A 21,338-nucleotide genomic window follows, 5' to 3' on the forward strand; every position below is an offset into this window, starting at 1 on the left:
CCTATTAGGTGACAGTTTTTTCCCATCGATTATAAATCCGCACGACGATGATCTTCACAAGCAAATAAACCGGGATCGCAACCATGATGCCGATGATGCCGCCGAGCGCCCCTGAGACGAGAATAAGCAGCAGCGTTGTAATGGGATGAACGTCCAGCTTCCGCCCATAAATATACGGGGACAAAATGTTGCCTTCAATCTGCTGGGCCAGCATAATGACGACGACAACCCAGATGACGGACGAAGGCTCATCGATAAACGCCACAATCACACAAGGGATAAGCCCCAAAATTTGCCCTATATACGGAATCATGTTCATGAAAGCAATGAGGAGCGCGAGCACTAGCGGATACGGCAAGCCGATTAGAAGGAAGCCGACCAGCACCATCCCGCCAAGCAGCAGGCAAAGCGTAACCCGGCCGACTATAAAGCCGCTCAACGCTTTATCCATCTCCTGAAGTGTCTCTTTTAAACCGTTTTCATACCGACCGGGTACCCGATCCAGCAGCTTATGGACCGCGGCCCGGTCATCCATCAGCATGTAATAAAGCAGCAATGGCGCCGTAGATACGACAATTATAAAATTGGAGAGCACAGAAAAGGCATTTTTCATATAGTCGGTTGCCGATGCAATGCTTTTCGTTAAATAGGGCCCCGCTTTATCCATTAAATCAAAACCTGCAAAATCGAATTTCGACAGATCAATCCCGAACAAGATTTGATTTTTCTGAAGCTGGTCCAGCTGCCTTCGAAAATCATCCGCCAGCTTTGGCAGCTGCTCAAGCAAACCCGTCAGCTGGCGCTGCAATATCGGCCATACGACGATGCCAAGCAGCGTAATGAGCGCAGCCGCAAGCACATATAGAAGCAAAATGCATAGCGGCTTCGGCAGCTTCCAGCAATGCAGGCGCGCGACCAATGGGCGGAGCAAATAATACAAAAATACCGACAGCACAATCGGTACAAAGATGATTTTCAGCGCAAGCATAATCGGGTCAAAAAAGGCGGAGTTGCGCGCAAACAAGTACAAAATAAGCAGCACCAAAATGATGCTGACGAAAAATTGGTTCAATCGGGTTAAACGCATAATAAAGCTTCCCCTCTGTCGCTTAGTCGTGCCTATCATCTATGCTTACCCATTCCCCTGCTCCTGAAACCAATTGACAAGCTTGGCCTGAGCGTTCGGTAAACAGACCGTCTATTGAAAAAGCCGCATTTTTCGCGGCTAAAACAACATGTGAGGTAATGATTATTGCTGGAATCGCTTTCAATCCTTACGATGTGTCCAAGGAGGTTAATTGGAATAAAATACAATTTGAGCGACTACAAAGGAGGAAATACACGTAATGTCCACTATGCTATTTAAGAAAAAGGGGATTAAACCACTCGCCTTCCTGCTCTGCTTTTGTCTCGCGCTTCCTTTTACATCCATGCTCGGCAAAGTTCAGGCGGCTACGCTTTACAGCGCTGATTTTGAAACGGGCACAGCATCCGGCTGGACGTCGACAAGCGGTACATGGTCGGTCGTGCAGGATAGCGGCTCCTACACCTATGCCCAAACAAGCTCCGAAGAGGGCCGAACTTCCGCAGGAAATCAGGCCTGGACGGATTACAGCGTTGAAGCCAAAGTGAAAATTGATAATTTTAATGGAACAAACCGTACTTATGTAGCCGGACGCTACCGGGATGGCAATAATTTTTATGCGGCATCGCTTTATAACAGCGGCAGCGGCAAGCTTGAACTGCGCAAAAAAGTAAGCGGTTCCACAACTACTCTTGCAACCGTCGACTACCCCGTTGCTGCCGGTACATGGTATACGGTTAAACTCACAATGTCTGGTTCAGCAATCACCATGCATGTGAATGGCACGCAGGTGCTGACGGCCGCTGACTCCAGTTTGACCTCCGGCGCTGTTGGTCTCGTCAGCTTTAAGACGGCTGCTAAATTCGACAATGTCATCGTGTCGGATTCGGCATCGACGCCAACGCCAACACCAACAGCGACAGCAACTCCAACTCCTACAACTACAGCAACTCCGACTCCTACAACTACACCAGCACCATCCGCAACACCAGCTACAGGCGATCTATTCGTAGCAGCGAACGGCTCCGCCAGCAACAGCGGCACGATCAGCAGCCCGCTTACGCTTGCAGCAGCACTAACGCAAATTCAACCGGGCAAAACGATCTATATGCGCGGCGGCACCTACGCTTTTTCCGAAACGGTAACGATTGATCGCACGAATAGCGGAAGCTCTGTTAGTGCACGCAAAGGACTTGTCGCATATGGCAGCGAGAAGCCTGTGCTGGACTTTTCCGCACAAGTTTTTGCCTCTACGAACCGCGGTCTGCAAATTAACGGCCATTACTGGTTTGTGAAAGGACTTGAAGTGAAGGGCGCTGGCGATAACGGCATCTACATTGGCGGCAATTACAACCGCATTGAAAATGTAGAAACGCATCATAACCGCGATACGGGTCTCCAGCTTGGACGTTATATATCCACGGTCGGCTACAGCGAATGGCCAGCTTACAATGAAATTATTAATTCTTACTCCCATGACAACTACGATCCGGATAACGGCGAAGATGCAGACGGCTTTGCCGCGAAGCTGACGGTTGGTCCGGGCAATGTTTTCGACGGCTGCATTGCGGCGTATAATGTGGATGATGGCTGGGATCTGTTTGCAAAAACCGAAACCGGAGCCATTGGCGCTGTAACGATTCGCAACAGCATCGCCTATCAAAATGGCCAAACGTCCGATGGCACAACGACATCAGACAGCGATGGAAATGGCTTTAAACTCGGTGGCGACAAAATTGCCGTTAACCACATTGTAGAAAACAACATCGCTTTCCAAAACAAAAAGCATGGCTTCACCTATAACAGCAACCCAGGCTCCATTTCCATGAAAAACAATACTTCGTGGAGCAATGGACAAAGCAATTTCGCTTTTGATTTAGGCACGCACACCTTCACCAACAACTTGAGCTTCAGCGGCAGTTCTAGCGATAAAACTAGCGGCACCGACGTTTCCAATACCAATGTTTGGTGGAAAAGCAATGCTAGCGTGAACGGCAAAGGTCTGCTTGCAAGCGCTGCTGACTTCGTAAGCTTGACCCCAACCGTTACCCGAAATGCAGACGGATCGCCGAATCTTGGCAACTTCCTCAAGCTGGCTACTGGCAGCGATTTAATCGGCTCCGGCACGCCGTCTGGCACAAATATTGGTGCCCGCTAGACATCAATAAGAGCAGGAATTTACGGCCGCCCCTTGCCTGAATGCTTCAAAACCGCTACCATGGTAAGGGTGCATAAGCGAATGCCGCCCCTTGTGGCTCCTTATGTGCGATTAACTTTTTGCCTAAGGAGACTTAACATGTTAAAGCCAGGAAGAAATGATGTATGCCACTGCGGCAGCGGCCGTAAATATAAAAAATGCTGTATCGAGCTTGACCGCGAGGAAGAGCGCCGCTTGGCGGCGGCGCAAGCTTCCGGCGGGCTGCAATCGTACGCGGATATCGAGCGCCTGCTGGATCAAGAGCTCGTGTGGGAAGCACCGTCCTATGGAGAGCTTGCCCGTGAGCTGGCTGGACAAATGAAGGACGGCTACACGCCTGCCCAAATTAGCCTTGCTCTGTTTATGTGGAAAGAGTATACGGATGCGAATAAACCTTCCTTCCGTAAATCCGGCGTTTACTGCGCGGCTTTGGAGTATTTGATTTGCGAAATTCAAAGCATTCCAAGCTCGAAAGCCGAGCTTGCCGAGAAGTACAGCGTATCCGTATCTACTCTATCGAAAAAATGCACCGAGCTGACCAGCTTCTTTATGGAGCAATATGCAGAGCTGCAAGCGGAGCAGCCTGAAGCCGCTGGCGATGCTGAGAACGCGGAGCAGTCGCAGCAGGAAGAGCTTGTGAAGGCATAGGCAAGGGCTGCCGGGTTTCGCCTTAAGCAGCCAGCTTTTTCACTTCTAGCTACGGTTTGCCTATTGCAGCAAAAGAGCCCGCCGCCTTCACATAAATGTGAAAGCAGCAGGCTCTTTTCGTTTGTTTTTTCCATGCACGGGTCTAGTTAATTGCTGGCGTTATTTGATGCTATTGCAGCCACACCTTGGTCTCGCCACCGTCGCTCGAGTATTCAATATACTCCGGGAACGCTTCTATAATAATGTATTCCGGGTCGTGTGGTCCATCAAACCACTGCTTAAAGTTTTCATTCCATAGCTTCTCGCGCAGCTTGTCGTCCGCACATAACTCGGCACGAGCCTGAATTTGAACAATATCGGTAGATGGCTTGCCATCGTATCCGACAAGAATATGAACATTCGGGTTAGCCCGCAGTTCATCTACCTTGCTCGTATCACGATTTGTCGCCAAATATAAGTTAAGCCCATCATGGAAAAGTGCCATATAACGCACCATCGGCTTATCGCCATTTACGGTAGCAAACGAGCAAATATGGTTCGCTTGCAGCACATCAATAATTTCCTGCTCCAATTGTTTTGTTGTATTCGGCATCGGTATCTCTCCTTTAAAGGTTCATCTTTTGCCAGACTTTCTGGCATCGCGCTTGCCATAGATTACCCCTTTTGCCGTTTTTTTAATCGGAGCTCTGTTTTGGTGTTACTCCGGTTTTATGTTTCAGAAAATGATTTATTTTTCTACGGCATCATTTGCCGCAAAGCGGTAAGGCTTCTTGGAATGCCGATTCGCATAGGAAGAAGCGACAATTGCTTCCGGTTTCAGACGAGCTTTCATCCCCATAGCTTCCACACGCAGTACCATTTCCGCCACATAGGCAGCCGTCTTGCTGACAGCCGGATCGGTTCCGGCATCGACGTCAATATACGCTTCAAAGGACGCGCCCTTGTATATAAAAGGAAGCACGATATCCTCCATTTGCGCCCTGCGTTCGCCACCGAAAAACAGCGCGACCTCCTCGCTATATGACGTCTCCAGCGACAGCTTCTCCTTAATGGATTTCAGTTCCCGCGGTATGACGACCTGCCGATAGCAGGCCCATGCCCCTTTGCCTTCACGCTGGATAACGACGCCCGTAATCATCGTCGTATGTCCTGCATGCACCTGGCAGTCGGTACCGATCATGAAATTGTAATTTGCATGTGGATCAAGCGACATAAAACGGACAATGCGATCATGCACCTGCTCCAGATTTAGGCGTCTTTCCGATACATTGTGAAACTCCATGTCGTGAATCAATTGAAGATGTTTTCTTATTTTCATCATCGTCACCTGTAAAGCAATTAGGCTTCTTCCCTTCTTTAGTTGGATTAGTGTGCTTCAAGGGACTCGAACCCTTAGTTGTCCAATGAACAGCGGATTTTAAGTCCGCCGCGTCTGCCAATTCCGCCAGAAGCACAAAGTGATGGTGACGCATGGGGGATTTGAACCCGCCGTATCCACGAGTGAAAGTCGTGTGGCTTAACCGCTTGCCGAATGCGCCTTAATTAATAATTGCTTTAAAACAAGGGGCGCGGGTATCGAACCCGCCTCATTCGGATTTGGACTCCGAATCGCCTGCCTTGGACATGTCCCCCTCTATCGATTGGCTGCCCCTCTTGGAATCGAACCAAGACGCACGGTGTCAAAGACCGTTGCCCTACCGTTAGGCGAAGGGGCATTGTTGGGGAGATTAACCGGACTCGAACCGGTACTTATCAGGACCACAACCTGACGTGTTTGCCTTTTCACCATAATCTCCATGGTGACGCATGGGGGATTCGAACCCGCCGTATCCACGAGTGAAAGTCGTGTGGCTTAGCCGCTTGCCGAATGCGCCTTAATTAAATTACTATTGAATCGAACCAAGAAAAGGAACGTTTGTTCTTATTTTTGCAATAAAAAAACTACTTTCTCCCTCTAGGCTCCGCCTTGCCACCCCGACTTCAGCCTACTTCAGCTAAGTTACGAGAAAACACAAACGGACCACTCACCTAGGGTGCAAGTAGTCTTCACGTATACAGATAGTGACTCAGCGGAATGTATTCTACCCCGCGCTTCAAGATCAGGCTGCCGCTTCTCCCCCTTTGTTCAAGATGGAGCAGTCTGGCTGCGATACGCAAAAACGACGAATATTCGGTTCGATGCAGGCAACATGTAAGTTTTCATTTATCTCTTCTAAAGCTGGATGCTGCTGTTCATCCGCCTGATGCTTAACTGTTCCGCTCTGCACTTGCTCATATTGATGTAAATCAAGCTCCGCTTGCCAATTCATAAGCTGTTCTGCTGCGTTTTTCATTTCCTGCACCTTCCTTTCCTCTTCGTTATTGGTCTCGCAATGGAATCGGCTTGCCGATCTCGCATCACACTTTAACACTTTAACGCTTTAATTTATGTTCGACTTGATGCTTCTCATACTAGCATATCGACTTTTAATAAGTCAACCCTTTTTGTTTCAAAAAATGAAAATTGTTAATTTTATTGATTTTATTACCTTATATTCATGAATACTATACGGAAAATCGAATCATTTTTCGTTATTGAATGATTTTCTCCACCCGAAATATTCCTTTAGAAAATAAAAAAAGGACTACTGCGCAGCGGCAGTAGTCCTTCATCTCCCCTTCAATAACCAACCCATTCAGCGGCTCAGGCGAATACCTGGTTCCCTTCCGGTTGGCGTCGAAAGCATATAGGAGAAAGGCTGCTGCACGGGCTGTTCGCATTTTCGGCCTGCACAAAAAGATGGCTGCTCTGTTCAGAGCCCCACGGTTGTTCAAGCTTGCTATCATGATTGAATAATAAAATGGTTAACATGCGCCGTGCACTTCCTTTCCTTCAATTGATTCAAATGATGCACATTCATAAACATAATAGATACTGCTTATTGAATGACCATTAATTGTTTCCCATCTTATAGCAAATAATCCTGTCTTGTCAACAGCACATCTGCCGCTGACCAGCTAGGCTTGCAAAATCCAAACATCATACGGTCTAATCACTATATCACCAACAAGCGGATGACCAGAAATCCGCTCCGTCAGCTCGCGTTTCAAATGCATGGCCACGGGCTGTGAAGAATAGTTCAACAGCATATAGTAAAGGCCTGCTGCTCCTTGGCGCGACACAACCTCAATCGCTTCCGGAATATGAGCCCATTGCTCCAGCGGATCGGCGATTTGCAGCGAATCAAGCAGCTTGCTCGTGCTCTCGCGTGTAAAGAATGTACCGAAATAAACAACCTTGCCTTTACCTAGCTTTCTGATTGTAACCGCAGGCTGTCCCGCGTAATAATCGTCCATATATGTGGCCGCAATTTCCACGTTGCCAAACGCATCGGCAGCAGGCTCCAGTATTTCGTTAAATACATGGGCTGGACTCTGACCTCCGCCATTTGTGAAGGACAATCCATTCGTCTCGCCCGGGTTCAGCATCGTAAAATCGCTTACGCTCACGCCAGCAAGCTCGCGGAGCACACCTGGAAATGGCTCCATATAAGCCTGATTATGCCTATCCTTATAGCCGCTTCTCGGTCCAAGCACGAGCGTTCCGCCTTGCTCCACATATATACGCAACTTCTCGGCATCTTCCGTGGTCAGCAGTTGTGCATTAACATAAAACAGCAACTCATATTGGCTCAGAGCTTGGGCCTCCGCCAAATTTTGCTTGGATAACATGTCCGCAGCCAAATGACGCTCCGAAAGCGCCAAATAAACCTGCTCTTCGCTATTCCAATAATCAAAGCCAATATAACGCTCTATTTTCACATTGCTATCGTTCGCATAGTCATACATAATGGCTGCTTTCGCCACCACATCAGTACCGATAATAACGTCCTCTAGCATCCGTGTTTCCTTCGCCACCCGCTTCGCTTCCTCCAGCCGCCAATGCGGCTGATCGCCATACAAATTAAGCCCATGCCAGAGCGATTCTGCCCCATAAGGACATGTCCGCCAGCGGAAATAAAGCACGCCGTCTGCGCCATGGGCAATCGACTGCCACGTCCACAGCCGCATCTGCCCGGGCTTTGGCGTCGCCTGCAAATAATCACCCCGGTCGTTGTTCAGCACATTCCCGATCTGCCCGCCCGGTCCCGCCTGCTGCTCCAGTACCGTAAACTTGGAAGACAACCCCCGCACCCTGCTAAGCTGCTTGCCGCTAAGCCGATCCTTATGCGGATATTGCAAATCTGTGCGCATGAGTTGGAACGCCGGATATGAATCATAGGACATAAAATCAACGGTGCGAGCCGTCAGCTCATAATTATCAATATTGCCGAACAATCCATTATGGGTAATGAATTGCTCCTCAGGCAGCAGGCGCTTCAAAATTTCATATTGCAGCTCTGCAAATCGAATCGTTGAGTCCGATGTAAATAAATAAAAATCGAGCAGTTGGCTTGGGCTATGGTAGGTCACCGTTGGCCTTGGCAAATGAATTTGCTCCCACGCATTGTAGGTCTGAGCCCAGAATGCCGTTCCCCAAGCCGCATTCAGCACATCCAAGCTATCCTTGTATTTCTCCTTGCACCACTGACGGAAAGCCTTATGATCGCTCTCAGCAAAGCTGACATCTGAATGGCAGTTCAGCTCATTGTCAATTTGCCAGCCAATGACTGCATCATGCCCTTTGTAACGCTCCGCCATCATCGTGACAATGCCAGCGCAGAGACGCAAATAGATCGGCGCTGTGTAGTTGTAGTGCCTTCTGGAGCCATGCTCCATCCGCACACCGCGAAAATCTACGCGCAGCACCTCGGGATATTTTGTTGTGAGCCACGCCGGGGGCGCATAGGTTGGCGTGCCGAGGATGACTTTAAGCCCTTCAGCAGCAGCCATTTCAATTGCCTCGTCGAACATTTCGAACTGATAGCGGCCTTCTTCCGGCTCCATCACATTCCAAGCGGTTTCGCCCATACGCACGACATTAAAGCCCATTTCCACCATCCGGCGAAAATCCTTCTGCCACATTACACGGTCCCAATGCTCCGGGTAATAGCAAACACCAAGCAAAAACTGTCCGCCTTCGTATTTTTTCTGATCCTTCAACATGACTTTCCTCTCCCCTCATCCTGTAGACACAATTAGGCGGCAGCCAGATCATGCTGGCTGCCGCTCCGCACTACCCTTTTACCGCACCGCCGGTCAAGCCTTTAACCAGCGTTTTTGAACCAAACATAAAAATAATAATGAGCGGCAGCGTGCCCAGCGTCAGACCCAATATACTAGCCGAATAATCGGTTCGGAACATCGTCGATAAATTCGCGATACCCAGCGGCAGCGTGTACAACGACGGCTCGTTTAGCGTAACGAGCGGCAGCAAATAGTTGTTCCATGAGCCGAGAAAAGCAAGCAGCCCCAGTGTGCTGAGCGCAGGCATCAGGAATGGCGTTACGATCCGGAAAAATATCGTCAGCTCGCCACAGCCGTCAATCCGTGCGCTTTCGATGACCTCGGTCGGTACGCTGGATTCACTGAACTGCGTCATGAAAAACACGCCGAACGCATTGTTTAGCGCCGCGAGGAGCAAAGGAATATGCGTATTGTTCAGATGGAAAAACTTCATTTCCATAACAAACGCTATGAGGCCAAGCTGGCCAGGTACCATCATCGTACAAAGAATGACGAGGTACAGCACTCTTTTTCCTGGAAACTTGAATTTGCCGAAGGCATAACCCGTAATGGACGACATGACTACCGAAATGGCAGTAAAAAGTACGGCAACATAAAAGCTGTTCCAGTAATTAAGCAGAAAATCGCCGGACAGCACCGTTTTTAAATTTTGGGTAAAATAGCTGCCGGGCAGCAGGGGAAGCTGCTTAAACAAATCCTCGGAGTAATACGTCCCCATGACGACCATGATGTAGAACGGAAGCAGGAACAGAATCGTTGTCAGAGACAATACGATGATGACGGACCATTTGGATATTCTCATGCTAGCTCTCCTTCCGATTCAGCCATTTGATGCCGGCTAGTGAGAACAAGGCGATAAACAGGAAGGTCGAATACGCGATCGCTGCTCCCTTGCCATATTTAAAGGACGAGCCGTTGAACGCGGCATCGAACATGTACCAGATTGGCGTAAACGCTGAGCCCTCTGGACCGCCGACGAGCGCCGAGCCCGAAGCCCAACCGCTGAACATCAGCATCGGCTCCTCAACGAGCTGCAAGCCCCCGATGATCGAAGTAATAATCAAGAAGAGATTGATTGGTTTAAGCAGCGGAATCGTAATGTGCAAAAATACATCCTTTGGCGAAGCGCCGTCTACAACAGCCGCCTCATAAACCGAAGGCTCCACACTCGCCATGCCCGCGCAATAGAACATAATGAAATAACCTAAGTTTTTCCAAAACATCATTAAAATAATGATCCATCTCGCTGTATCCGGCTCGCCCATCCAGTTGATTTTTTCACTGATGAGGCCAATTTGGACGAGAAAATTGTTCAGCATCCCGCCCTGCCAATCGAATACCATGGCAAAAATGATGCCAATCGCGACCGGAGTCGTCATATAAGGGGTGAAAATGCCCAGACGAAAAAAACCTTTGCGGCGGATAAATTTGCTTTCAATCAGGCTTGCACACAGCATGCCCACAATAATAAGCGCAGGCAAATACGCCACTAAATAAATGAGTACATTACCGAGTGATTTCCAAAAGTAAGTGTCATGCAAAAATAATTGCTTATAGTTGTCCAATCCAACAAAATCATGGTTGCCGAACAAATCCCAGTTCGTAAAGCTGATATACAGCGTGAACAATAGCGGGAACAAGCCGAATACGGCATAGCTTAAAAAATACGGAGCCACAAACAGATACGGCCATTTATGTTTCGTTAATGCTTTCATTCTCTCCCACTTCCTCTCTCTGCTGCCCTAAATGAACGATAACCGGCGAGCTTGTCCGCCGGTTATCCATGTCCGTACTGCTGCTTAAACGAAAAACCTATTTAAACTGGATTTCCGGGTGATTTTTCTGCAATTCCTGCTTCCAGTTCTCAAGCGCCTGCGCTGCGGTATAAGAAGGGTCCTTCGTATACGTCTGCATAGCCAAGGAAGAAGCATTATAAATATCTTGGTCGAATCTCGTATAAGGCTTCGTCTTCATAGCCGGAAGCACTTTTTCTGTCCAGAACAGCCCCAAGTCTTGACCGCCATAATAGGAGTTTGCTCCAGAAGAGAACAACGCTTTATCTTCAAACAACGACTTGAGCGGCACTAATGATTCATCGATTTTCATGTTTAACTCGCCGCCCTCTTTGCTTGCTACAAACCACTCTAAGAACTTCCATGAAATTTCTTTGTTTTTCGAATCTTTCCAAATGCCGAGCGATGTTCCGCCATAGCTGTAAGCGCCGCCTGGCGGAACCATCAGCCCCCATCTGCCATCGCTGCTTTTGTCATTTGGCTCAATAACGAATTTCGGCGTCCAGTTCGCAGCCGGATAGAACAAAACATTGTCTTGCGCATACGACGCGTTCCATGTCGGCGACCACATATCCAGCTTCGCTGTAATATCGGCATTGCGAATATTTTCAAGCGTGGAGAAAATCGATGTTACGCCATTCGTATCCACTTCATCGCCTTTAATGAATTGCTCGGGATATTGCGGATACACAATCGTGTAAGCATCCATCATGCCAGCAAGCATCGCTGTTTTGCCGCCGCTTTTCTCTTTAAGCTCTTTGCCTTTGGCAATGAATGCCTCCCAATTCGGGAACATGGCTGCCAGCTCATCCGGATCATCTGTTCCAAAATATTGCTTCGCCAAATCACGCTTATAAGCCATCGCCCCCGGTGATACCGACCACTCCATCGATACGAGCTGTCCTTTGTCATTTTGCAGCTGAGGCACTACCGCATCAAGCAGCAATGACTTTTCGAAATTGTACGGTGCTCCGCCCAGATCATCGAGAATATTTAGAGCGAACAATGCGCCGCGGAAGCCAGCCTCGCCCCAAATAATATCAGGCAGATCGCCGCCAGCCGCAACGGACGTTTGAATCTTTTTCAAGTAGTCCTTGGCCGCAACCTCTACGAAATTGATTTTAATATTTGGATATTTTTTGCTAAAAGCTTCAACTGTCGGCTCATAAAACGCTTTGTTCCAGCCCCACATCGTAATGGTGCCGGAATCCGCTGCTGCGCCTTCCTGCGCTCCCTTATCCGAGCCGCCGCTGTTTGAGCCACAGCCTGCCAGCAAGGCCAGCACGATAACGAGCGACAGCATCATCGCCCAAGGTTTTTTTCTCATTTTGCTTTGCATGATTGTACTCCCCCATTTGTTATTTCGTAATCTGCTGCTCTCATTGCTTGTTCTAGGGCTCGCGCTGGATTTCGTCCCGATGCCTTAGCACTTCTTCAGTGTATAGGGCGTACAATAGCCACACAACGCAACAAATCGATGGTTTTGTATAAAATCCGATGGTCGACCGACTATATCGAACCTATTGGACTACAACGCTGGATGCTCGCTGGTGAAAGGCAAACGAAGGACTAACTCCGTTCCCGCACGATTCGCACTTCCCATTTCTAGCCCATAGGTCTCTCCACATAAGTAACGGATGCGCTGCTGAATGTTGCGAATACCGATGTTTTTTGTCCCTCTGCCGCTTGCTGCTTGTATAAGCTCCGCATCCTGATCACGTAGCAATCCTTCTAATACCCCCGCATCCATCCCGATGCCATTGTCCGTTACTGCAAGCAGCAGCGTGTCCGCCTCTCGCCTCGCCCCAATTCGAATTAAGCCGCCGCCTTCCATTTCCGACAAACCATGAAAGATTGCATTTTCCACCAATGGCTGCAGCAGGCTCCGTGGAATCCACACCTCAAGCAGCTCTTCCGGGACATCCCACTCCAGCTCAAAGCGCCCCGCATAACGATATTGCTGAATCGTAGCATAATGCTCGATTAATCCCTTTTCTTTGGCAAGTGTCGTATACAGGTCATGCCCGCCGACATGGACGGCATCCTGCATAATGCCGATAAATGACTCCACCATGCTTTCGATTGCCTCAAAGCGACGCTTGCGCGACAAATAAACGACGGTATTCAGCGTGTTGTATATAAAATGGGGATTAATTTGGGCAAAAAGCAGCTCGGCGGACATGCGCCGTTTCCATTTTTCCTGCTCCCGCTGCTCCTCCATTTGCCGTTTAATGCTGTGTGTCATCGATTCGAACCCATTTTTCAAAACCATCAGCTCATCCCCGCTGTTGAAATTAAGCTGCACATTATAATTGCCCAGCGACACCTGCTTCATCGCCCGCGACATCGACGAGATCGGACGTGTCATGCTCGATATAATCGGCGTAAACATGAGGAAGCAAAGCACGATACATATCGCAATGAACACGAAAAAATAAACGCTCGCCGTCTGAATCGAATCATAAAAGCGGTCACGCGAAATAAAGGTAATGATAGACCAATCCGCATTTTGCAAGCTTTTGCTCAAATAAAAGCCCTTCTGCTCTACCTTCTCGGGAAGCGCCTGGCTTGCCTGATCAAAAATAATGGCATGCTCCTCAGCGCCGAAGCCATAGTTTTGCAAAAAGCTCGTTCCGCCGCTCACCCAGGCATAGCGGTCAAAGCTCAGCTCCAAATAATCCAAAATGCTCGTAAAAGCCTCTTGTTTAATATTAAGCAGCAGGATGCCGCCGCCCGCGGATTCATTGACCCGGATAAAAAAGCTGATGACCTGCTTGCCCTCAGATAGCGGGGAATTATGGGGCGCGGTGAAGCCGCTTTTAACGGACGGCTTGATCGCATCCTGGAACCACGGCTTATTCAGCTCTTCCTGGTAATAGGAATCGAAGGAAAGAGAGGACATGAATACTTTGCCGTCCGAGCGGACAATGGCAGAGGAATCTAAATAATCTCTTAGCACATTAAACTTTCGGAGCTGCTGCACGACATCCGAATAAGCGGAAAGCTCGCTGTAAATCGAATCATAGTGCGTCTTGGCAATAAAACGCTGAATCATCTCATCATTCGCCATATTGGCGGAATATTTGCGAATGTCGTCAATGAGCTGATTCATCTGCACCTCAGTCTGCTGTAGATGAATTTCGCCGTCGTGGACCGTTTGCCGCTCCAGCAGCGAATAAAAATACCCGAATGCCAGCAGCCCGCACGCCGTCAAAGATAAAGTGACAATAATAATAACGCTGCCTAAAATTTTATATTTAATTCTGCGCTTCACCTTCGGCTCATCCTTCCTCTACATGTAATCTTTCGGATGCTTGGAGGTTGCCTTCTTGAACACTTGGGAAAAATATTGGCTTGATTTGTAGCCGACCAACTCCGACACCTCATAAATTTTATATTGCCCCCGCTGGAGCAGTTCCTTCGCTTTCTCCATCCGGTATTCGGTTATATAATCCGAGAGGGTCTGTCCCGTCTCTTTCTTGAACACAGCCCGCAAATGAGCGCTGCTAATTTGCAAATGCTGAGAGAGCAGCTCCAGTGACAGCTCAGAATTACTGTAATGCTTTCGCACATACTCCATAGCCTTTAGCACCCAGCGAGAGTAAGCCTGCCTTGCAGCTACAGCTGCCTGAATGAGCTTTAGCATTTCGGCTTTAACCTCTCCGCTGCTGCGTCCTAAAGCATAGCTCATCTCCACTTGGTAACGCCCGCTCAGCTCACGCCCCAGCTCCCGCAAAACATAGCGAAGCGCCTTCTCATCTTGATTTTTCTCAATTTGCTCGTTCCAAAGCTTGTCCAGCTGGCGCGCAGCCTCTTCTGCCTCTCCTTCCGCAAGCGCCTGAAGCACCCTCCTTAACGCCGATTGCAACAGCAGCCCAAATAAAGCCCCCTCGTCTGTGCGCTGCGGAGCTGGCGGAAGCTGAGAATTCGATTGTATTTGAGTCGCTATGATGGCACCCGGAATCTGAAAAACACCGCTCATAGACATTTGGCTCAGCATGCGGAAGCTGCTCTGCAGTGCATTTCGCTCGGTTTGCAGCACCATATACAGATTCGGTCTTGCAGCCTCCTGTTTAAACGCTTGCAGTTGATTTAGCAGCCAACGCGAAAAAATCTGCACCTCATTCCAACAAAATAAATAGCTTTGATGGCTAGGCAGCTTAAGGATAAATACCAGGCCTTCCTCATCAATTGTAAAAGCAGACAGCCACTGCAGCTCCATGCACTGCTCCGCATGCGCATTTTCTATAGCTTTTAGCTGATCATCATCTAGCGGAGGCCGTTCAGGCAGCGTCTCTCCTCCTAACGTGTAAACAGGGGGAGTTTTCATATACAGCATGGCAAGCGAACCTCCCAGCTCCTCCAGATAAGGATGCAGAGCCTCAATGGCATCGATATCGTTCACTTGCTCTTTGCCCAGCACAACATCCGAAATGACACTGCGCTTTGATCGGCTTATCCTCGTGCGCTCTGATTGCAGCTCCTCTTTAATGCGCAGCAGCTCGCCGAGCAGACGGTTCTGGCTTATTTCATGCTTCAGCACATAATTGGCTGCTTTCATTTCCAGAGCCTGCCGCACATAATCAAAATCACGATACGCTGTCAGAAAAAGCAACCGGGTCGCCGGCTCAGCCTCCTGTATTTTCCGTCCCAACGACAGTCCATCCATATGGGGCATCGAAATATCGGTAATGACAATTTGCGGGCGGTGCTTCAAAAAAAGCTCAAGCGCTTTCAAACTGCTTGTCGTTCTTGCGGCAACACGAAAGCCATGCTGCTCCCACGGCACCATTTCATATACATTTTCTAAAGCCAACGGCTCATCATCTACGAGTAATATATCCATTACGTTCACCTTTCTTCTCCAGCTCACGCATACGCGGAGCCTTCCTCATACTTTGCTTACATTCAAACATACTAACGGGATATATTCAAACCGCAATAATGTTTTTTTGCAACCTTTTTTTATTTGTCTCGTCTGATACGGTATAAACGGCAAGAAAAATTTCACATTGAGGTGATGTACAATGAGAATTAAACATAAATTTGTGATGATATCCGCTACTGCCCTGCTGGCGCTGTCTTTTGCTGGCCAAAGCTTCGCGGCTTCCACTCCGTTCACCGACGTCAATCAGTCTTATGTTAAAGATAAAATCGCTTCATTACAGGAAAGGGGAATCGTTAAAGGCGTGAGTAACGACGAGTTTAAACCGGATGCATCCATCACAGCTGCCCAAGGCATTCAATTGATTGTGAATGCACTGAATTTGAATATCGATAACATTAGATTTTTCAAAGCGCCGTTAGCGACCGACTACTTCGCTAAGGCTAGCAATGACGCCTGGTATGCAGACGCTTTAATCATTGCCGCGAATAATGGACTTGAGCTGCCAGCCGATCTCGACCCCGCCAAGCCATGGACAAAAGAGGAGTTTATCCAATATTTGATGAAGGCTGCCGAAGTTACGAACAATCTGCCGCTCATCAACATTAAGCCTTTGGAATTTGCCGATGAAGCCGATCTGGACGTACAGTATCAAGGAGCTGTTCAACGGGCGCTTGTGTTGAAAATCGCGGATCTTGATGCGGAAGGCAAGCTCAATCCAAAGGAGGAAATTTCCCGCGCCGAAGCAGCGGTTTTGACCTATAATGTGCTGGAGTATATTGCTGCGCATCCTGCTCCTGCTCCTGCTCCAGTCGAGCCGGAAACGGGAGCTTCCGAGTAGACGCAAGCCAGCTCCCCGCCTACCAGCCCGTTGTATCATGAATATTAACTAGCAAAACGAATTATTTAAGCAGCCCATTCTTTCAGGAGAAGCGGGCTGCTTTTGCATTTTCTTTTTCAAATAGAAGCCGACTATTATAAGCGTGGAATATTTTTCCGATATACATATAGGGTTTAGACAGCTTTAGGAGGGATAAGGAATGCAGGAGCCCGCTTATAAAATGCCAACGGACGAAGCCGTCCAACAAATGAGCAAAGCGGAAAAAAAGCAATTTTATAAAGATTATTATAACGGACGTTATGCAGCGGTTGGCTATAAACCTACACTCAAACGGCAAATCGCTTATCGGATCGGCGGCAAAAAAGGGCTTTTTATTGCCATTGGTGCCATGATTATATGGTTTTGCATCAGTCAGTCCATCATCGATCGCTTCTCAAAGGAATCCATGATACAAGAACAAATGCTTGAGCTTGAAAAGTCCATTAATTGGTCACAACAGCAGCTTAGCCAATACGAGAGCCGCGTCCAAAACGGGGAGTTGACCAAGCTGGAGCAAAAAAATTACAACGAGCTAATAACTAAATATAATCAGCAGGTCGAGCAATACAATTCGTGGGCTGACGGAATAACGAAGCATTTCTATTTCGATGATTGATCAGCTAGTTGATTCTTTTTCAAACACCAGCAAGTTAAAAAGCCTTGATGCTTCCGCCCCTTATAAAAAGGTGCAGAAACTATCAAGGCTTCTTTTACATGTACATTGTATTAGCAATAAGCCTGCATTCTTCGCAAGGACACAACGGGCTCCAGCGTAATTTCAAAAGCGCGATCCCAAATGAATTTTGGATTATCCTGCTTCAAAACGACACGGGTATATGGAGCAAGCGACCACCTTCCATCACGGATTTGACGGATCGCGCAGGCGGGGGACGCTGAGCCGATGCCGAAAGCCGTTTGCTGGGCAAGAGTTGTCGTATTTGTCTGCATTCGGCCCTGCAAAAGCGCAGTCAACAGCTCAAAGTCGCTGGCGGAATTGAACAGCCGCATATTTTGATCCGCTGTCACATTCGTATATGGCGAGCGCCCGCGAGACTCCGTGCGTACTTCCGCGATTGTAACAACCTTATAATAATAGTCCTTCAGAAAACGCTTGAACAGCAGCGAGCCGTGTGCATCCATAGCCGTATCGAGCACAGCCGCATGCGTCTCCATCGTCAGGCAGGCATAACGTGAATGAGCCATGCCAAGTGCCATGCCGATTTTATTGCCGGCCGTATTCCAGCCGCTATAGCCAAGCAGGCTGCCCGTGTATTTGCTGCCTAGCAGCGCCGTCGTAACGACCGCATTAGCCGCGCCGCCGCCTGTAAAATCAATCACAATCGTCGGCCGCATATTCGCCGCATTTTCAGCCTCACGGCTCACCGCATTACCCGCTTGGTCAACCGCCGTAATCGCAATGATTTCCATATCGCTCTCGCTGCCTTCGCCGCTGTCCACCGCTTCCCCGCCCACAATATCGATATGGCGCAGCAGGTTTTGGTGTACATCCATATATTCATAGGGATTCACAATCGTCCGGCCATCCGGGCCAAAATAACGGATTGCAAAGCGCGGCTTGCCGTTCACACAATATAGTTTTTTTGCCATGCGAGCCAGCAAGGAATGTCCTAATCCATCAGCATCCGGCAAAATAATAGCCCTTTCCGGATTTTGTCCATCTGTGCCGCCCAGCCACTCATTAATCCGCTCTTCCACAAAGGCGATCTCATTCGCCTGAATTCCATCAATATAAGCATCGTCAACGCCAATAGCAACAAAATCGATGTAGCCCTCCCGTGCGAGCTGATCCAGCATGTAATACGTCGTCGTCAATTTATGGCGCTTCGCATTATAATATTGCTCCTTATCCACATAAACGGTATCAGGGAAGTTCGTGCCATCCGGCTGAATATCATAGCCATTCAAAATAGCCAGCAGCTCCGTCTCCGGCTTACGCGGCTTCTGCATGAGCGTACGCGTCTCGGTATAGGCTGGCATCGCCAGACCGTCTACGAAGACGGTAGATGCAAGCCGCATAATCGTATCGAGCACATAAACAGGCTTATACGGATAAGCCTGCTTGACCTCGCGAATGACATCAAGCAGCTCAGCCGTCTGCGAGTCATATGCAGGATACGTGCCTTCAGCAGTAGCGCGCAAGCGCCTGCTCCCAATAAGCCCGCCGTATACAAGCATATCCAGAGAGATAATAAAACCGTCCACCTTGGAAGCATGATGAAAAATAAAACGGCGAATATGCTCCGGCTTGCCGAACGTCGGGCCAGAGGTACCGGTCACAAGCGTTCCGTCTGTCGTCATGTGGGAATCGAGGCGGTTGCGAATATCTCCTACTGGCGGCACAATCACTTGAATACCAGCGGCTTTGCCTTGCAAAATAATATCGTCCAAATTCGCTGGACGGTCGTCGAGCGGAATGTATAATACCTTTTTCATTTCAATCACTCCAACAAATAAGGGTAGGCACTTCTTATTGAAATATCTTGTACCTTCACTTATGTAGGTAACCTTTTCGATAGAATAACAACCATAAAAATATTTTAATTCTTCAGTACCGTTTTCAATCGCCCCGAGAGGACGCTTAAAAAACCGCATCTGAAAGTGCGGCTGTTCCCTTAAGTAGAAGAGCGTGCGCCTTTTGCAGCCTTAATTGCTTTTGGAATTGCGGAAGGCTCATCGCCGTTATTTCCTTTTGCTAAAGCGATCTTGCTTGCAATTGAACAGCCATCTGATGTTAATGTGAATGAGACCCCTGCATAAAGTAGCTACAATTCAAAATGATTCAAGAGTTAAGTAATAAAAATATGATTAAAATACCAATTTTTCATTTTATTTTGTGACTTTTTTGGTCGAAAATGCCCCGAAAAAGCATGTTTCAAAGTTACACATCTTTTTCATTTTAGAGCGACTAATGTAATATCGTGAATCACGATTTTAGAAAATTTAATAATAATAGTGTGAGTATAAAAAACCCTGTTTGCTATGTACTATTTCATAATATAGAAAAATCGAGAGCTGTTGAATAACTCATATTTTGTATAGGAATTTTCTTCTTTTCCATTTTCCTAATTACACTGCTACTTGAAGGAATGGATACTTCAGTCGAATATATAATGATGTGTCAAAGAGCAGTAGAACTTCAAACAGCATGGAATCCAGTGAAAGGAGACTTTTTTACCACAACATCAAGCTATTGTGAAAACTGTCTTGATAAACGAATGTGTAAGGGTTGCGTAGGTATGGCAAACGTATACGTTGTTTCTGGAAGATTTGATTACCATGAATCAATTGGAGGAACACGTTGGTATTTTGGTGGAGGCAATTGTGTTAGAGGTTATGGAAATAGGATAAACAGCACATCTTGTTTTGTTATGAACCGAACTGGAGAATCAGATGGCGACAAAGATTATCAGACCAGTAACATAAAAGATATGATATGGCTTCCGAGGCAGGATCAACTACAAGAATTATTTTGGGATGACCTTACAAAAGAAACAAAAATACATAATTTTATATAATACCTAGATAGTGAGGTTAGTTACAATCCTTGGAATGATTCTTTAGAATCTCTTTGGATTAGTCTATATATGAAAGAGACTCATAATAAAAAGTGGAATGGAATTTCCAATATTAAAGAATGGGAGTTTGAGTAGATAAAATTTGTGTTTTAACAGGAGGAGAGGAGATCGAATGAATAAAGTGAGTCCCAATCAAGGTGGTTGTTGGTTTTGTTCTACAAAGACAGATGATATGGTTTTTGATACTGAATTTGATACTTATCTACATGAAAACTGTCGGAGAAAAGAATTGGAAAACGATCCAGATAATATAGAAGCGCAGATTATGAGCTATTTATTGAAAGATTAAAAAAACAAGTAGTGAGGGGGATTTGTTTGGATGCATATAGGTTATATACGCTTGGCTTATTGGTTAAAAAGAAGGAGAAATTTGAAAAGAAATTAGAAGCACTGTTTGATGATATAAAGGATGAGAACAACCACAGGGTTCGGTGGGTTTATGAAACTAATAAAGAGATGGAAAAATTAGCTGCTGAATTAGCAAATACAATTCATCAAATTGAAATGTTAAACAAATAAAACTCGTCTTTCGTGAGAAATGAGAGGCTCACTAACTATTAAGATGCATTTTTTAATCAATACCTAAGAAAAAAAGCACCATTGCTGGTGCTAATGTTGAACCTAATATTTTACCTAGTTTGAATCGCAAGCCCACTAAAAGAAATAGGTCCAACAACATCAGCTCTCGTATTTGCAGTTTGGTTTTCCGCAGTAACTGTATAAACGTGATTTCCTGCTGATAAATTTTTATCAATTGATTGGAATGTAACAGCATAGTTTTGTTCTGAAGCTGCGGATTCAATACCTACTTTTGTATTGAAAATTTCCTTTCCATCACGGAAAATTCTAAAAAGAATTTGAGCGATGCCAGTGATTCCTTGAACACCGACAGTGGCTACTAGTTCTACTCGATTAGGTTGAGAATTTACGGGGATTTTTAAACGAATTTTTGCGAGAGTAACTCTTTTGGGTGATCGAGGGATAATAAAAGACTTTGATTGATTAAATCTACTTCGGGGTTGAACTGCTTGTTTATCGAGAATACGCGCCAAACTAACCATCTCCTTTGTTCGATATCGTTCAGAATAT

The 21,338-nt window shown here is 47.2% G+C and carries 18 protein-coding genes, 6 tRNA genes and 2 pseudogenes; 8 read left to right on the forward strand and 18 right to left on the reverse strand.

The features are described from left to right. Positions 1 to 4 precede the first annotated feature (4 nt). Positions 5 to 1,087, reverse strand: coding sequence for an AI-2E family transporter (locus BBD42_RS01695; RefSeq protein WP_172455357.1), 1,083 nt, complete (start codon positions 1,085 to 1,087; stop codon positions 5 to 7). A gap of 343 nt (positions 1,088 to 1,430) precedes the next feature. Here BBD42_RS01695 and BBD42_RS32050 point away from each other — a divergent pair. The 3 genes and pseudogenes from BBD42_RS32050 to BBD42_RS01705 all read left to right on the forward strand — a co-directional run. After that, positions 1,431 to 1,907: pseudogene (locus BBD42_RS32050) on the forward strand (LamG-like jellyroll fold domain-containing protein); the annotation flags it as partial. 168 nt (positions 1,908 to 2,075) lie between these two features. Continuing rightward, a pseudogene (locus tag BBD42_RS32055) lies at positions 2,076 to 3,242 on the forward strand (right-handed parallel beta-helix repeat-containing protein); the annotation flags it as partial. A gap of 138 nt (positions 3,243 to 3,380) precedes the next feature. Then, complete coding sequence (locus BBD42_RS01705) at positions 3,381 to 3,929, forward strand: SEC-C metal-binding domain-containing protein (protein WP_216364912.1); 549 nt, start codon at positions 3,381 to 3,383, stop codon at positions 3,927 to 3,929. A 169-nt stretch (positions 3,930 to 4,098) separates the two neighbouring features. On the opposite strand, the gene BBD42_RS01710 is transcribed toward BBD42_RS01705, so the two are convergent. The 15 genes from BBD42_RS01710 to BBD42_RS01780 all read right to left on the reverse strand — a co-directional run bounded on the left by BBD42_RS01710 (position 4,099) and on the right by BBD42_RS01780 (position 15,734). Continuing rightward, positions 4,099 to 4,521: a pyridoxamine 5'-phosphate oxidase family protein gene (locus BBD42_RS01710; protein WP_099516732.1), complete on the reverse strand. Its 423-nt coding sequence runs from the start codon at positions 4,519 to 4,521 to the stop codon at positions 4,099 to 4,101. Between the two features lie 135 nt (positions 4,522 to 4,656). Further along, entirely contained in the window at positions 4,657 to 5,250 is a 594-nt protein-coding gene (locus BBD42_RS01715) for a ribonuclease H-like YkuK family protein (protein ID WP_099516733.1), read from the reverse strand. A gap of 48 nt (positions 5,251 to 5,298) precedes the next feature. Beyond that, positions 5,299 to 5,383: transfer RNA gene (locus BBD42_RS01720), tRNA-Leu, on the reverse strand. Between the two features lie 7 nt (positions 5,384 to 5,390). After that, a tRNA-Glu gene (locus BBD42_RS01725) sits at positions 5,391 to 5,467 on the reverse strand. Between the two features lie 22 nt (positions 5,468 to 5,489). Continuing rightward, positions 5,490 to 5,562, reverse strand: a tRNA-Trp gene (locus BBD42_RS31495). A gap of 8 nt (positions 5,563 to 5,570) precedes the next feature. Next, a tRNA-Gln gene (locus tag BBD42_RS01730) sits at positions 5,571 to 5,644 on the reverse strand. A gap of 4 nt (positions 5,645 to 5,648) precedes the next feature. Continuing rightward, positions 5,649 to 5,724, reverse strand: a tRNA-His gene (locus tag BBD42_RS01735). Between the two features lie 2 nt (positions 5,725 to 5,726). Further along, a tRNA-Glu gene (locus BBD42_RS01740) sits at positions 5,727 to 5,803 on the reverse strand. A gap of 225 nt (positions 5,804 to 6,028) precedes the next feature. Further along, the gene (locus tag BBD42_RS01745) at positions 6,029 to 6,262 is read right to left on the reverse strand and encodes a hypothetical protein (RefSeq protein ID WP_150131494.1); all 234 of its coding nucleotides are present in this window, start codon (positions 6,260 to 6,262) and stop codon (positions 6,029 to 6,031) included. Between the two features lie 664 nt (positions 6,263 to 6,926). Continuing rightward, positions 6,927 to 9,014, reverse strand: coding sequence for a beta-galactosidase (locus tag BBD42_RS01755; protein WP_099516736.1), 2,088 nt, complete (start codon positions 9,012 to 9,014; stop codon positions 6,927 to 6,929). Between the two features lie 70 nt (positions 9,015 to 9,084). Then, a complete protein-coding gene (locus tag BBD42_RS01760; protein WP_099516737.1) occupies positions 9,085 to 9,897 on the reverse strand; it encodes a carbohydrate ABC transporter permease in 813 nt (270 codons plus the stop codon). Between the two features lies 1 nt (position 9,898). Beyond that, positions 9,899 to 10,810: a carbohydrate ABC transporter permease gene (locus tag BBD42_RS01765; RefSeq protein WP_099516738.1), complete on the reverse strand. Its 912-nt coding sequence runs from the start codon at positions 10,808 to 10,810 to the stop codon at positions 9,899 to 9,901. Positions 10,811 to 10,907: 97 nt separating this feature from the next. Further along, positions 10,908 to 12,227 carry an ABC transporter substrate-binding protein gene (locus BBD42_RS01770; RefSeq protein ID WP_099516739.1) on the reverse strand — a complete coding sequence of 440 codons (1,320 nt, stop codon included), beginning with the start codon at positions 12,225 to 12,227 and terminating at the stop codon, positions 10,908 to 10,910. Positions 12,228 to 12,416: 189 nt separating this feature from the next. Beyond that, entirely contained in the window at positions 12,417 to 14,162 is a 1,746-nt protein-coding gene (locus BBD42_RS01775; protein WP_099516740.1) for a cache domain-containing sensor histidine kinase, read from the reverse strand. Positions 14,163 to 14,180: 18 nt separating this feature from the next. Then, a complete protein-coding gene (locus BBD42_RS01780; RefSeq protein ID WP_099516741.1) occupies positions 14,181 to 15,734 on the reverse strand; it encodes a response regulator transcription factor in 1,554 nt (517 codons plus the stop codon). 181 nt (positions 15,735 to 15,915) lie between these two features. On the opposite strand from BBD42_RS01780, the gene BBD42_RS01785 reads away from it, so the two are divergent. Together BBD42_RS01785 and BBD42_RS01790 are read left to right on the forward strand one after the other, a co-directional pair. Then, on the forward strand, positions 15,916 to 16,614 hold the full coding sequence (locus BBD42_RS01785; RefSeq protein ID WP_099516742.1) for an S-layer homology domain-containing protein: 699 nt from the start codon (positions 15,916 to 15,918) through the stop codon (positions 16,612 to 16,614). 199 nt (positions 16,615 to 16,813) lie between these two features. Continuing rightward, on the forward strand, positions 16,814 to 17,269 hold the full coding sequence (locus tag BBD42_RS01790; RefSeq protein WP_099516743.1) for a hypothetical protein: 456 nt from the start codon (positions 16,814 to 16,816) through the stop codon (positions 17,267 to 17,269). Between the two features lie 110 nt (positions 17,270 to 17,379). Here the strand turns inward: BBD42_RS01790 and BBD42_RS01795 are convergent, their stop codons facing one another. Further along, entirely contained in the window at positions 17,380 to 19,107 is a 1,728-nt protein-coding gene (locus BBD42_RS01795; RefSeq protein WP_099516744.1) for a DUF4127 family protein, read from the reverse strand. Positions 19,108 to 19,910: 803 nt separating this feature from the next. On the opposite strand from BBD42_RS01795, the gene BBD42_RS32065 reads away from it, so the two are divergent. The 3 genes from BBD42_RS32065 (at position 19,911) to BBD42_RS01805 (ending at position 20,768) form a co-directional block, all read left to right on the forward strand. Beyond that, positions 19,911 to 20,189: a hypothetical protein gene (locus BBD42_RS32065; RefSeq protein ID WP_237163329.1), complete on the forward strand. Its 279-nt coding sequence runs from the start codon at positions 19,911 to 19,913 to the stop codon at positions 20,187 to 20,189. Between the two features lie 172 nt (positions 20,190 to 20,361). After that, positions 20,362 to 20,538 carry a hypothetical protein gene (locus tag BBD42_RS31665; protein WP_172455358.1) on the forward strand — a complete coding sequence of 59 codons (177 nt, stop codon included), beginning with the start codon at positions 20,362 to 20,364 and terminating at the stop codon, positions 20,536 to 20,538. 26 nt (positions 20,539 to 20,564) lie between these two features. Beyond that, positions 20,565 to 20,768, forward strand: a complete 204-nt coding sequence (locus BBD42_RS01805) for a hypothetical protein (protein WP_099516745.1) — start codon at positions 20,565 to 20,567, stop codon at positions 20,766 to 20,768. Between the two features lie 110 nt (positions 20,769 to 20,878). On the opposite strand, the gene BBD42_RS01810 is transcribed toward BBD42_RS01805, so the two are convergent. Next, entirely contained in the window at positions 20,879 to 21,301 is a 423-nt protein-coding gene (locus BBD42_RS01810) for an exosporium protein C (protein ID WP_172455359.1), read from the reverse strand. Positions 21,302 to 21,338: the final 37 nt, after the last annotated feature.

It is taken from the genome of Paenibacillus sp. BIHB 4019, assembly GCF_002741035.1.
GTDB lineage: Bacteria > Bacillota > Bacilli > Paenibacillales > Paenibacillaceae > Pristimantibacillus.

Excerpts from the sequence above, each read along its gene's own strand:
- BBD42_RS01695 (WP_172455357.1), bottom strand. The coding sequence starts at position 1,087 with ATGCGTTTAACCCGATTGAACCAATTTTTCGTCAGCATCATTTTGGTG.
- BBD42_RS01705 (WP_216364912.1), top strand. The coding sequence starts at position 3,381 with ATGTTAAAGCCAGGAAGAAATGATGTATGCCACTGCGGCAGCGGCCGT.
- BBD42_RS01710 (WP_099516732.1), bottom strand. The coding sequence starts at position 4,521 with ATGCCGAATACAACAAAACAATTGGAGCAGGAAATTATTGATGTGCTG.
- BBD42_RS01715 (WP_099516733.1), bottom strand. The coding sequence starts at position 5,250 with ATGATGAAAATAAGAAAACATCTTCAATTGATTCACGACATGGAGTTT.
- BBD42_RS01745 (WP_150131494.1), bottom strand. The coding sequence starts at position 6,262 with ATGAAAAACGCAGCAGAACAGCTTATGAATTGGCAAGCGGAGCTTGAT.
- BBD42_RS01755 (WP_099516736.1), bottom strand. The coding sequence starts at position 9,014 with ATGTTGAAGGATCAGAAAAAATACGAAGGCGGACAGTTTTTGCTTGGT.
- BBD42_RS01760 (WP_099516737.1), bottom strand. The coding sequence starts at position 9,897 with ATGAGAATATCCAAATGGTCCGTCATCATCGTATTGTCTCTGACAACG.
- BBD42_RS01765 (WP_099516738.1), bottom strand. The coding sequence starts at position 10,810 with ATGAAAGCATTAACGAAACATAAATGGCCGTATCTGTTTGTGGCTCCG.
- BBD42_RS01770 (WP_099516739.1), bottom strand. The coding sequence starts at position 12,227 with ATGCAAAGCAAAATGAGAAAAAAACCTTGGGCGATGATGCTGTCGCTC.
- BBD42_RS01780 (WP_099516741.1), bottom strand. The coding sequence starts at position 15,734 with ATGGATATATTACTCGTAGATGATGAGCCGTTGGCTTTAGAAAATGTA.
- BBD42_RS01785 (WP_099516742.1), top strand. The coding sequence starts at position 15,916 with ATGAGAATTAAACATAAATTTGTGATGATATCCGCTACTGCCCTGCTG.
- BBD42_RS01790 (WP_099516743.1), top strand. The coding sequence starts at position 16,814 with ATGCAGGAGCCCGCTTATAAAATGCCAACGGACGAAGCCGTCCAACAA.
- BBD42_RS01795 (WP_099516744.1), bottom strand. The coding sequence starts at position 19,107 with ATGAAAAAGGTATTATACATTCCGCTCGACGACCGTCCAGCGAATTTG.
- BBD42_RS32065 (WP_237163329.1), top strand. The coding sequence starts at position 19,911 with ATGGCAAACGTATACGTTGTTTCTGGAAGATTTGATTACCATGAATCA.
- BBD42_RS31665 (WP_172455358.1), top strand. The coding sequence starts at position 20,362 with ATGAATAAAGTGAGTCCCAATCAAGGTGGTTGTTGGTTTTGTTCTACA.